The sequence below is a fragment of the Conyzicola sp. genome (assembly GCF_057073975.1).
In genome coordinates this window covers 1-11,470 of sequence record NZ_JBXMIS010000151.1, presented here as the reverse complement: position 1 = coordinate 11,470, position 11,470 = coordinate 1, and the positions used below count along the sequence as shown (strand labels likewise).

13 protein-coding genes and 1 pseudogene are annotated in these 11,470 nt (G+C 68.4%); 5 read left to right on the top strand and 9 right to left on the bottom strand.

Features of this window, described 5'->3' with window-relative positions; translation table 11 throughout:
- Nucleotides 1-116: 116 nt before the first annotated feature.
- Genes AC14A7_RS14095 through AC14A7_RS14075 form a run of 5 tightly spaced genes read left to right on the top strand, consistent with a single transcriptional unit; the run spans nucleotide 117 to nucleotide 3,546 of the window.
- Nucleotides 117-980, top strand: a complete 864-nt coding sequence (locus AC14A7_RS14095) for an ABC transporter ATP-binding protein (RefSeq protein WP_484010132.1) — start codon at nucleotides 117-119, stop codon at nucleotides 978-980.
- Nucleotides 977-1,783, top strand: coding sequence for an ABC transporter permease (locus tag AC14A7_RS14090; protein ID WP_484010130.1), 807 nt, complete (start codon nucleotides 977-979; stop codon nucleotides 1,781-1,783). The genes AC14A7_RS14095 and AC14A7_RS14090 overlap by 4 nt, the downstream gene beginning before the upstream one ends.
- Nucleotides 1,784-2,593 carry a sensor histidine kinase gene (locus AC14A7_RS14085; protein ID WP_484010128.1) on the top strand — a complete coding sequence of 270 codons (810 nt, stop codon included), beginning with the start codon at nucleotides 1,784-1,786 and terminating at the stop codon, nucleotides 2,591-2,593.
- 18 nt (nucleotides 2,594-2,611) lie between these two features.
- Nucleotides 2,612-2,935, top strand: coding sequence for a sensor histidine kinase (locus AC14A7_RS14080; protein WP_484010126.1), 324 nt, complete (start codon nucleotides 2,612-2,614; stop codon nucleotides 2,933-2,935).
- Entirely contained in the window at nucleotides 2,932-3,546 is a 615-nt protein-coding gene (locus tag AC14A7_RS14075; RefSeq protein WP_484010124.1) for a response regulator, read from the top strand. Before AC14A7_RS14080 ends, AC14A7_RS14075 begins: the two co-directional genes overlap by 4 nt.
- Here AC14A7_RS14075 and AC14A7_RS14070 read toward each other — a convergent pair.
- The 9 genes and pseudogenes from AC14A7_RS14070 to AC14A7_RS14030 all read right to left on the bottom strand — a co-directional run.
- Nucleotides 3,532-4,074: a J domain-containing protein gene (locus tag AC14A7_RS14070; protein ID WP_484010122.1), complete on the bottom strand. Its 543-nt coding sequence runs from the start codon at nucleotides 4,072-4,074 to the stop codon at nucleotides 3,532-3,534. The genes AC14A7_RS14075 and AC14A7_RS14070 overlap by 15 nt on opposite strands.
- Nucleotides 4,075-4,099: 25 nt before the next feature.
- The gene (locus tag AC14A7_RS14065) at nucleotides 4,100-7,786 is read right to left on the bottom strand and encodes a putative Ig domain-containing protein (protein WP_484010120.1); all 3,687 of its coding nucleotides are present in this window, start codon (nucleotides 7,784-7,786) and stop codon (nucleotides 4,100-4,102) included.
- A 96-nt stretch (nucleotides 7,787-7,882) separates the two neighbouring features.
- Nucleotides 7,883-8,950 (bottom strand): UDP-N-acetylmuramate dehydrogenase, encoded by a 1,068-nt coding sequence (locus tag AC14A7_RS14060; RefSeq protein ID WP_484010134.1) that lies wholly within the window; start codon nucleotides 8,948-8,950, stop codon nucleotides 7,883-7,885.
- 10 nt (nucleotides 8,951-8,960) lie between these two features.
- Nucleotides 8,961-9,365 carry a MaoC/PaaZ C-terminal domain-containing protein gene (locus AC14A7_RS14055; RefSeq protein ID WP_484010118.1) on the bottom strand — a complete coding sequence of 135 codons (405 nt, stop codon included), beginning with the start codon at nucleotides 9,363-9,365 and terminating at the stop codon, nucleotides 8,961-8,963.
- Nucleotides 9,362-9,808, bottom strand: a complete 447-nt coding sequence (locus AC14A7_RS14050; protein WP_484010116.1) for an FAS1-like dehydratase domain-containing protein — start codon at nucleotides 9,806-9,808, stop codon at nucleotides 9,362-9,364. The genes AC14A7_RS14055 and AC14A7_RS14050 overlap by 4 nt, the downstream gene beginning before the upstream one ends.
- A 107-nt stretch (nucleotides 9,809-9,915) precedes the next feature.
- Nucleotides 9,916-10,080, bottom strand: a complete 165-nt coding sequence (locus AC14A7_RS14045) for a hypothetical protein (RefSeq protein WP_484010114.1) — start codon at nucleotides 10,078-10,080, stop codon at nucleotides 9,916-9,918.
- Between the two features lie 132 nt (nucleotides 10,081-10,212).
- Nucleotides 10,213-10,503, bottom strand: a complete 291-nt coding sequence (locus tag AC14A7_RS14040; protein WP_484010112.1) for a putative quinol monooxygenase — start codon at nucleotides 10,501-10,503, stop codon at nucleotides 10,213-10,215.
- A complete protein-coding gene (locus tag AC14A7_RS14035; RefSeq protein WP_484010110.1) occupies nucleotides 10,500-11,294 on the bottom strand; it encodes an ATP-binding cassette domain-containing protein in 795 nt (264 codons plus the stop codon). Before AC14A7_RS14035 ends, AC14A7_RS14040 begins: the two co-directional genes overlap by 4 nt.
- Nucleotides 11,291-11,470 (bottom strand): annotated as a pseudogene (locus AC14A7_RS14030) (ABC transporter permease); the annotation flags it as partial. The pseudogene AC14A7_RS14030 and the gene AC14A7_RS14035, both read right to left, overlap by 4 nt.

Sequence of the window (11,470 nt, the reverse complement as noted above, 5' to 3'; positions counted from 1 at the left end):
GCAACACGACCATCCCCCCCCCCCCCCCCCCCCCCCCCCCCCCCCCCCCCCCCCCCCCCCCCCCCCCCCCCCCCCCCCCCCCCCCCCCCCCCCCCCCCCCCCGCCACCATGGGTGCATGACAGCAATTGACCCAGTGGTGAGCGTGCGCGACCTGCGCAAGAACTACGGCGGCTTCACCGCCCTCGACGGCGTGACCTTCGACATCCAGCGTGGAGAGACCTTCGCCCTTCTCGGCCCGAATGGCGCGGGAAAGTCGACGACCATCGAGATCCTCGAGGGATACCGCGACCGCACGAGCGGAGAAGCGACGGTGCTCGGCGTCGACCCCGGCACGGGCGGTCTCGACTGGAAGTCGCGGCTCGGCATCGTGCTGCAGTCCACGGGCGAGAGCGGCAACGTGACCGTGCGGGAGCAGCTCACGCATTTCGCCGGCTTCTACCCGAACCCCCGCGGGGTCGACGAGGTCATCGCGTCGGTCGGCCTCGAGAGCAAGCAGAACACGCTGATCCGCAAGCTCAGCGGTGGCCAGCAGCGACGCGTCGACGTCGCTCTCGGGATCATCGGAAACCCGGAGCTGCTCTTCCTCGACGAGCCGACCACCGGCTTCGACCCCGAGGCCCGACGGTCGTTCTGGGGGCTCATCGCCAGCCTCAAGGCCGAGGGCACGACGATCCTGCTGACCACCCACTACCTGGACGAGGCAGCCCAGCTGGGCGACCGTGCCGGCATCATCGCGGGCGGCTCGCTCGTCGCGATCGGCCGTATCGACGAGATCGGCGGAGCAGAGTCCCGGGTTCCGATCGTGCGCTGGCGCCAGGACGGCATGCTGCACGAGGAGAGGACGACCACTCCCGGTGCCGTCGTCGCCCGCCTCGGCGAGCCAGAGGGGCTCGAGGTCTACCGGCCGAGCCTCGAAGACGTCTACCTCCACCTCATCGAGAAGCACTCGGCATCGAACTCAGAAGGAGTAGCAGTATGAGCACGATCGCCCTCGGCGCCAGCCGCGTCCGCTACGAGGTGAAGACCTACTTCCGCCAGGGCGACAGCGTCTTCTTCACCTTCCTCTTCCCCCTCGTCATGCTGACGATCTTCTCCGTCGCCTTCAGCGAGGGCAACTTCGGACAGGATGCCGACGGCAACGACGTGAGCGCCGCCGCCTTCTACCTGCCAGCCATGCTCGCCGCCGGCCTCCTGCTCAGCGGACTGCAGAACCTCGCGATCGACATCGCCATGGAGAAGTCGGACGGCACCCTCAAGCGCTTCGCCGGCACCCCCCTTCCGGTCGTCAGCTACTTCATGGGCAAGATCGGGGCGGTGCTCGTGACGGGCATCCTGCAGGCGGCACTGCTCATCGCGGTCGCGGCACTCGTCTTCCGGGTGCAGCTGCCGACGGAGCCGGAGCGGTGGTTCACGTTCGCCTGGGTGTTCCTGCTCGGCGTCGTGACATCCGCTGTTCTCGGTATCGGGCTCAGCGGTCTGCCACGAAGCGGTAAGAGCGCGACCGCGGTCATCATCCCGATCACCCTTGTGCTGCAGTTCATCTCCGGTGTCTACCTGCAGTTCACCAGCCTGCCGGAATGGCTGCAGAACGTTGCGAGCGTCTTCCCGCTCAAGTGGATGGCGCAGGGCATGCGCTCCGTGTTCCTTCCAGAGAACTTCGAGGTGCTCGAGGCTGGCGAGGTCTGGAACGTCGAGGGGGTGGCGATCGCGCTGGTGATCTGGCTCGTGGTCGGTCTCGTGCTGGCCAGGGTCACGTTCCGCTGGATCCGCAAGGATAGCTAGATGCGAGAGATGCGACTGTGGCACCTCGGGGTCGTCGCCGTCTCCGTTGTGCTCAGCGGCATCGTCGTCGGCACCCAGGGCGTCACGCCGCGAACGGCGTTCGGGCTCGGCGTGCTCGCGCTGTTTCTCGCGGGCTGGATCGCCTACGGCTGGCGGTTCGAGCACAGCAGGAGGGCGGCGGTCTTCGTCGTCGCGATGTGCCTCGTGCTCGGTCCTCTCGCGGTCTGGGCCAGCCCGACGTTCACGACGATGCAGACCATCATCTTCCCGATCATCTGGTCGGCGATCCGCGGTCTCCGGCGGGCGATCGCCGCCAACATCGCCTTCGCGGTGCTGGCGGGCATCGCCATGTTCTTCTCGCTCGGGGCAGACTCCGGCGCACTGCTGCAGGCAATAGCCATCGAGGCGTTCTCGCTGGCATTCAGCATCTCCCTCGGCCTCTGGATCACCGCGATCGAGCGGCGCAGCACAGAGAAGCAGGCGCTCCTCGACCAGTTGCGCGACACCCAGCAGCAGCTCGCCGCTCTCAGCAGGGATGCCGGAGTGACGAGCGAGCGGGAGCGCCTGGCCCGGGAGATCCACGACACGATCGCGCAAGACCTCACCGGCCTCGTGCTCATCGCGCAGCGGGCGAGCCGGGAGCTCGCCGCGGGCGACACTGCGGCGGCCGGCGTGCAGCTCGCCGTGCTGGAGGACGGAGCCCGCACGGCCCTCGCCGAGACTCGAGCGCTCGTCGCCTCGAGCGCACCGCCCTCCCTCGACGGCAGCGGAATCGGTGCGGCGCTCGAACGGCTCAGGGAGCGGTTCTAGCGCGAGACGTCCCTGTTCGTGGAGGTGACGTGCGAGGTGCAGCTGACGCTCGACCGCGACCTCGAGGTGGTGCTGCTGCGGTGCGCGCAGGAGGGCCTCGCCAACGTTCGCAAGCATTCTGGGGCGAGTAGGGCATCCATTCGCCTTGTCGTCTCGAGCGACGAGCGCAGCCTGCGCGTCAGCGACAACGGCGCGGGGTTCGAGCTCGATGCCCCGCGCGACGGCTACGGGCTCAGCGGCATGCGCGAGCGGCTGGCGCTCGTCGGCGGCACCCTCGACATAGAGAGCGGCGGCGACGGCACCACCCTTGTCGTCACGCTTCCGAAGGATGGAGACGCATGATCACCGTGCTCGTCGCCGACGACCACCCCATCGTGCGTGGCGGCATCGTCGCCCTGCTGCAGTCCGCCGACGACATGGAGGTGGTCGGCGAGGCGACGACCGGGCTCGAGGCCGTCGACCGCGCCATAGAGCTCGAGCCGCAGCTCGTGCTCATGGACCTGCGCATGCCCGGCATCGACGGCGACGAGGCGACAGCGCGCATCCTCGCTGCCCGCCCGAATATCAGGATCGTCGTGCTGACCACCTATGAGTCAGACACGAGAATCCTCAGCGCGATCGAGGCGGGGGCGAGCGGCTACCTGCTCAAGGCGGCGCCGCAGGAGGAGATTCTGGCCGGCATCCGCAGCGTCGCCCGCGGGGAGGTCGCCCTCGCCCCATCGATCGCCGCCATGCTCGTCAACCGCGTCAAGCGGCCCGTCGTGAGCCTCAGCGCGCGGGAGACAGAGGTGCTCGCGCTCGTCGCCAAGGGCAACAGCAACCCGCAGATCGCCAGGCAGCTCTTCCTCAGTGAGGCGACGGTGAAGACCCACCTGCTGCACGCCTTCGAGAAGCTCGAGGTGAGCGACCGCACCCGCGCCGTGACAAAGGCGATGGAACTAGGTCTGCTCTAGCTGGGTTCGTCGGGGCGTGCGCAGGATGAGGATCGCCATCACCGGCACCTGCAGCAGGCCGAGCGCCAGCAGGCCACCGAAGGTCGCGACCACGACGGTGGTTGCCGCGAACGCGAGGCCGAGAGCGACGCTGAGCGAGAAGGCCCAGCGGCGCCCGGTGATCGCCAGCACCACCACGACCGCCACCAACGGCAGCACGGCAAGGGCGAACGGGTACGCGATGCCGGCACCCCCGAGGGTGATGGCCGTTCCCGGCAGGAGCAGGGCCGTCCAGACGCGCAGCGGCCACGGGCTGGGCGGTCGCACGGCCGCGGCGCCGAGGTGCATCGACCGCACCCGAAGCAGCACGAGTCGCGCATCCGACACCCGGATGAACGCGGCGGATGCGTCGGCGAGCTGCTCAGGGCTCGCCCCGACAAGGCGGTCGGGATGCGTCTGCCGCGCCAGCCGCACGTAGGCAGCCTCGATCTCGCCAGCTGTCGCACCCACGGCGACCCCGAGCTGCCGGGCGGCGTCATCGGGTGTCATGACCCGACTGTACGCCCGGCGTCGCTCAGACGGCTGCCCGACGACGGCGCAGCAGCACGAGACCGACGAGCAGCAGCAGCGAGCCGGCGGCGAGCGGCAGCTGGGAGTCGGTTCCCGCGGCGGCGAGGGCGCCGGTCGCAGCCGGCGTGAAGGTGAGCGGGCCGTTGTAGGAGACCGCGCCGATCCGTCCGTTCTCCCCCAGCGTGAAGTAGGCGCTCGCCGTCAGCACGGTGCCGTCGGAGGCAACGGCACGCAGCTCGAGGCGGTGAGCCCCGACCGGGGTGTCGGCCGGCAGGGAGACCGTGTGGCTGAACGAGCGGAACTCCCCGACCGTGCCGGCGAAGAGCACGCGCGGCGTCGAGAACATCGTCAGCGTGTACTCGGAGTCGAGCAGCAGCCCGTCGGCCTCGATCGTCATGGTGGAGGCGCCGATCGTCGCCCCTGGCGTGAACCCGAGTTCGAGGTCGGCGACGCCGACGGCATCCACCCAGCCCTCGAACTCGGCGTCGGCGTAGCCGAACTCGTTCTCTGCGCGCACGGTGAACTCGAACGGACCGTTGTACTGCGGCGTGCCAGACAGCTCGCCCGTGCTGCTGTCGATGGTGATGCCGGCCGGCACGATTCCGATGAGCGAGTACTCGATGGTCGGGTCACCCGTCGCCGCGACGGCATCGACGAACGGCACGGCGACGTCGAACTCGCCGATGGTGTCGTCGGTGAACGTCGGCACGATACCGGGGCGCAGCGGGCTCAGCGTGAAGCTCGTCGTCACCGAGCCGTAGTCGGTGAACGCGCGCACGCTGAAGGTCGCCTCGACCATGTCGGTCGGGGTGCCAGTGATGGCGCCCGTTGCACCGTCGATGCCGAGGCCGCTCGGCAGGGCGCCGGTGGAGACCTCGTACGCGAGCGTTCCCCCCGCGGACTCAGCGGTGACGCCGTCGCTGTACGCAGAGCCCTGGCGCGGGGTGGCGAGGGCAGCATCCGTCCACACCGGGGCGGAGGTGATGTGCAGGTCGCGGTCGACACCGGGGTACCACTGGGTTGGCCCGGATGCGGTCGCCGCGAGAGATGTCGGCGTCGCGTCGGTCGCGAGCGAGCCCTGCGCGAACCAGGTGACGACCCCCTCGGTTGTCGTCGCCGAGATGCGGTAGAGCGCCGTGGCACGGCTCAGCGTGCTGGCGTCGACGGTGATCGAGTAGCGGCCGTCGGCGTCGGTGAGGTCGGAGGCGACGACGGTCGCGCCATCCATGACCCGAACGGTCGCGCCGCTGACCGGCTCGCCGTTCTCGGTGAGCGTGCCCGTCACGGTGTCGGATCCGTAGAGGTAGGTCGACCCGGATGCGGATGACGCGGCGTAGCGCTCGTCCCCTTCGAAGGCCAGGCTCATGGGAAGGGTGAACCCGATCAGCATGTCGGTCGGCGAGACGAGCGTCCAGTCGGCCGCTCCCCCGTCGAGGGATGTGGTGTCGGAGCTGCCGAGCACCGTGAGCGTGACGTCACCGGTCGGTGTGCCGAAGTCGCTCGACACGACGACGTCGACGGGGATGTGGTCGAATGCAGCCGTCGCCGGCGCGCCGAGCCACGAGCTCGTCGACCGCAGCGGCGTGCCGACGATGGTCGTCGTGTCGAAGCCGAACTCGTTCGTGGCACGGATGGTCACGCTGAAGGACGCGTCGGAGTCTGTCGTTCCGGTGACCGCGCCGGTCGTCGGGTCGAGCTCGAGACCGACGGGGAGTGCGCCATCGTGCACAGAGTAGGTGATGTCGGGGTCTCCGTCGGCCACGACGCCGTCGGCAACGGCGACACCGGTGGTGATGGTGCCGATCGTCTCGTCGGTGAAGGCCGGCACGATTCCCGCGCGCAGCGGCGTGATGGTGAACTGCTTCTCCGTCGCCCCGAACTGCCACGGCGCCGTGTAGACGCGGATAGTGAAGGTCGCGGGGGCGGTCGAGGTCGGGATGCCAGAGATGCCGCCCGTGTAGATGTTGAGCGACAGGCCGGCGGGGAGTGCGCCGGCGTAGATGCCGTAGTAGATCGTCGACGGATCAGATGCCGAGATTCCATCGGAGTACGCCGAGCCAACCCGCGGGGTGGCGAGGGTGACGTCGGTGAGCACCGGGTTGGTGATCATGTAGAAGGTCTGCGTGTTCGATCCCGGCCGCCACTGGGTCGGGCCGGTGAGGCTCGCCGTCGCGGTGGTTCCGGTCGCGCTGGTCTGGGTCGACCCGGAGACGAAGTATCCGGTCGCGTGACCGCCGGGGGTCGTCGCCTTGATGCGATAGGTGGCCTGGGCCTCGGTCAGGGTCGTCGGGGTCGTGACGGCGAGTGTGTAGCGACCCGACGCATCGGTCGTCGTCGAGTCGACGATCGCACCGGATGTCGTCTCGAGTTCGATGGTCGCGCCGGCAGTCGCGACACCGTTCTGGATGAACGTGCCGCTCACGCTCTCTGAGCCGTAGATGTAGATGCCGGGCGACGCTGTTGCCGAGAGGTAGCCAGACCGGGAGGTCGGGGAGTAGTTGGTCGTGTACGTCGCGGTGGTGCCGATCCACTGCTCCACGCCGGCGAGACTGAAGGTCGCGCTGCCGTTCACGAGGGCCTGCCACGGGTAGTTGAGAACCTGCACAGAGCCGGGCGGGGTGCCCGCAGCGCTCGTGACGGTCACTGTGCCCGTGAACCCGGTGTACGGCGCGACGGGAAGGGTCGACAGCGACACCGCCGTCACGCCGTCGGTGCGGAAGCTGACGCTGCCGTCGGTGGTGGCGTATCCGTTGCTCGCCGTGAAGACCACCGTCTGGTTGCCGAACTCCGTTACGGTGCCAGAGACCTCGCCGGTCGAGCTGTTCAGCGAGAGCCCGGTGGGCAGAGTGCCGCTGGCGATCGAGTACGTCACCGGCACGTTGCTCGTCGCACCGAGGAAGGTGGAGAAGGCAACGCCGACGCCAGGGGTGCGAAGCGACGAGGTTGGCCACACCGGGGCAGAGGCGCCGATGATGCTTCGGGTGGTGCCCGGCATCCACTGCGTCGGGCCAGAGAAGGTGGCGCTGGCGATCGAGGAGACCGCGACGGAGGAGTTGAAGTAGTACTTGGCACCTCCGATGGTCGCCCGGATTGCGTACGTCTTCCGTGCATCTGCCTCCGTCACGGGAGTGACGCCGAGGGTGTACTCACCGAGGGAGTTCGCTGTCGTGCTCGTCACGACGGCATCGGAGCTGTCGACGAGCGCGACGGTCACTCCTGGCACACGCGCCCCGTTCATGGCGACCACGCCGTTCACTGAGGAGCTGCCGTAGAGGTAGATCGGGTTGCCAACGGCAGAGGACGGCAGGTAGGTGTGGCCGTCGCCGGAGAAGTCCGCGCTTACCGCGACTGACTGGCCGACGAGCGTGCTGCTCAGTCCGAAATTGCCGACAAACTCCCCGCCGGCAATCAGCGAGGTCTGTGAGCTACCTCCGACCGTGATGGTGAGCGGGCCGTAGGAGTACGCGGGGTTCATGCTCGCTCCGACAAGCACCCGGGTGTAGGGAGCTGCCGCCGGGGCATTGATGATCACGCTGGTCACTGTGGTCGGGCCGCCGCCCCCACCGCCACCGCCGCCGCAGGTGTCGCCGCCGTCGGGGCAGTCTCCTGCCAGGGCCGCCGTTGGCGTCGCAAGACCCGCGAGAAGGATGGTGGCGATGGCGAGGGCAGAGAGGCGGCGCAGGCGAGGCATGAAGCTCCAGAATCGGGACGGTCCCTCTAACGCTACGTTGTATCGCGTTATTGACCACCCCCCTCGCGCCCCCAGTTGCGGGGTGGAGTCGGCTGTCTAGAGCTCGAGCCCGACGAGATTCGGCTCTGCCTGCAGCCGAACGCCGAACTCGGAGAACACCCGGGTCTGGATGAACCGGGCCAGCTCCGCAACCTCCGCCGCTGTCGCGTCGCCACGGTTCGTGATCGCGAGCGTGTGCTTGCTCGACACCGCGGCCCGGGAGCCGGGCAGGGCGAAGCCGCGCCCGATGCCAGCGCGCTCGATGAGCCAGGCCGCACTGAGCTTGACCCGGTGGTCGCTGCGCTGCGGCGGCAGCGCCGGCTCCTCGCCGAGCGGCACGACGACATCGGCTGGCTCCGACTCCATCGGCCAGCGCGGAGCGCCGTCGGGCAGGGTTCTCGCGAAGTTCTCGCCGACGATCGGGTTGGTGAAGAACGACCCGCAGCTCACCGAGTCGGGGTCAGCGGCGTCGAGCACCATGCCCTTCGATGCCCGCAGCGCGAGCACGGTGTCGCGCACCTGGCCCAGCGGCACGCGGGATCCGATGGGCACGCCGAGCGCCGTCGCGAGCTGGTCGTAGGCGATGGGGGCGCTGAGGCCGTCGCCCGTGTCGAGCAGGTCGAGCTCGATCGCCACCACGACGCCCTGGCGACCCTGCTTGATCGCCGAGGTGCGGTAGTCGAGCTCGAGGTCTGCGGCGTGCAGCCGCTGCAGGTCTCCGTCGAGGTAGTCGAGAAAGTCGATCGCGGCGAGCGCGTCAGAGAGCTCCTGGCCGTAGGCGCCGATGTTCTGCACCGGAGCTGCACCGCTCGATCCGGGAATTCCGCTGAGCGCCTCGATACCCGCCCAGCCGTTCTCGACGGCATGGGCCACGAGCGCGTCCCATGGCTCGCCCGCCTGCACCCGCAGCCGCACGGTTCCCGGCGCGGTTGGCAGCCGCTCGATGCCGCGGCTCGCCACCCGGATGACCGTTCCGTCGAATCCATCGTCGGCGACGACGAGATTGGATCCGCCGCCGAGCAGCAGCCACTCCTCGTGGCCGCTCCAGGCCTCGTGCGCGGCAGCGACGAGCTCGCTCTCCGAGTTCGCCTCGACGAAGTGGTAGGCGGGCCCGCCCACCCGCATCGTCGTCAGGTCACGAAACTGCAACCCGCGCCTGCGCCTTTCCGAGTACGGTCTCTCCGTTGACAGTGACGGTGAGGTCGATACGGGCGATGCCATCCTCGAGGGCACCGACCTTCGCAACGACAGTGACGGTCTGCCCGAGCACGGGGTCGACGACGACGGGTCGGGTGAACCGCACGCCGTACTCGAGCACCTTGGCACTGTCGCCGATCCAATCGACGACCGGCTGGATGGCGAGCCCCATCGTCAGCATCCCGTGCGCCAGAACGCCGGGCAGCCCGACGCTCGCCGCAACATCGTCGCGGTAGTGGATCGAGTTGAAGTCGCCGGAGGCCCCCGCGTATCGCACGAGGGAGTCGCGGCTGAGCTCGAAGGTCTGCTCTGCGACGATGTCGCCGACGCTCAGGGCGCTCATGCGTCACCCCTGACCACGAGCACGGATGTCGCCGTGACCACGTGCTGTCCCTCGGTATCGGAGATCGCCGTCTCTGCCGTCACCATCGCGTTGCCGCCGAGGGTCTTGATGCTCGTGACGGCCAGGGTCGCGGTCAGCTCGTCGCCGGCGACGATCGGCCGGGTGTAGGCGAAGCGCTGCTCGCCGTGCACGATGTGCGTCATGTCGATGCCGCTGTCGGGTGCGCTCACGAGCTGGTCGAGCGTCGCCTGCTGCAGCACGATGGCGAAGGTGGGCGGCGCGACGATGTCGGCGTACCCGGCAGCCCGTGCGGCATCCACGTCGTTGTTGATGGGGCTCGTGGCGAAGACGGCGCGGGAGAACTCGCGCACCTTCTCGCGCCCGACGAGGTAGGGGGCCGTCGGCGCGAAGGCACGGCCCTGGAGTTCGGGGTTCACTGGCACGCACCGATTCTAGCTTCGGCCCTCTCGTGCGCCCGGCAACGCAAAACCCCGGGCACCAACTGCGGTGTCCGGGGCTCTGTGGGGGGTCTTGAAGAAGTGTTAAGCGCCTACTGGCAGCTGTCGCACTGCAGAAGATCCATCGGGTCGACGGGAACTGCGTAGCCGCCGACGTTGTCGTCGTTGTCCATTCGATCCTCCTTCTGTGTAGTGGTCTTGTTCGCCGCAGGTGCCGCGAGGTCTTCACTATATAACCGGAATGACACTCCTGTCATTCCACAACATCTAGTGAATTCGGCGTGTCGCGATCTTTAATGAGACTAGAGCCGACCACCGACATCCGTGTCGTTGTCTAAAGTGCTGGTTGAAGGTTCAAATGCCCAGAATGAGCGTTCGGAAGAGCCGGACTACGCCGCGCTCAGCCAGGTGAGGCGAGAGCCCCCGCCCTCCACGAGATCCGCGAGTTCTGCGTTGAAGACCGCGCCGTAGGGTGCCGTGATGTGCGCCTGAAAGGCCGCCTCATCCTGGTAGACCTCGTAGACGAACCAGTGCCGGGGGTTGGACTCGAGCGTGTACGGAACGAAGGCGAGGTTGCCCGGCTCGGCGCGCACGAGCTCTGTGAGCCCCGCGACAAGCGTGGCTACCAGCGACTCTGCACCCTCGCGCGCGATGAACTCCGCGTAGAGGGCCCTCGTCATACCTTCATCGCCCCCGTCATGATCGCGACGGCGTCGGTCATCGAGTGCGACTGCGGCGTGATGGTCGCCGCGCACTTGCCGAGCCGCTGAATGTGGATGCGGTCGGCAACGTCGAACACGTGCGGCATGTTGTGGCTGATGAGGATGACGGGCAGCCCACGGTCGCGAAGGTCGCGCACCAGCTGCAGCACCTGGTTCGACTCCCGAACACCGAGTGCCGCGGTCGGCTCGTCGAGCACCACGACCTTGGACCCGAACGCCGCCGCGCGTGCGACGGCGACCGCCTGGCGCTGGCCGCCAGAGAGGTTCTCGACGGGAACGGTGACGTCCTGCAGCGTGGAGATGCCGAGCTTCTGCAGCTCCTCCGTGGCCCTGGCGCGCATGCCCTTGGTGTCGAGGATGCGCAGGATCGAGCCGAGTGGGCCCGGCAGGCGCTCCTCGCGTCCCAGGTAGAGGTTGCTCGCGACATCGAGTGCGGGGCTTACCGCCAGGTTCTGGTACACCGTCTCGATGCCGTGGGTACGGGCATCCTGCGGTCGCTTGAACGAGACGTGCTTTCCTTCGAGGAAGATCTCTCCCTCGTCGGCGATCTCTGCGCCGGTGAGGCACTTGATCAGCGTGGACTTGCCAGCGCCGTTGTCGCCGATGATGGCGAGCACCTCGCCGGGGTAGAGCTGGAGGCTCACCCCGTCGAGGCCGACGACCCGGCCGTAGGTCTTGACGAGGTTGCGCGCCTCAAGGATGGGCTCGACGGTCTTCGTCGGTGCCGAGGAGGGTGCGGTGGCGGTCATGAACGTACCTTTCGAATCCACTGGTCGACCGAGACGGCGACGATGATGAGAACGCCGACGGCGAGGGTCTGGTAGAGCACGTCGAGCCCGGCGAGCGAGAGACCGCTGCGGAAGACACCGACGATGATGGCGCCGAGCAGGGTTCCCCAGACGACACCGCGGCCGCCGAAGAGGCT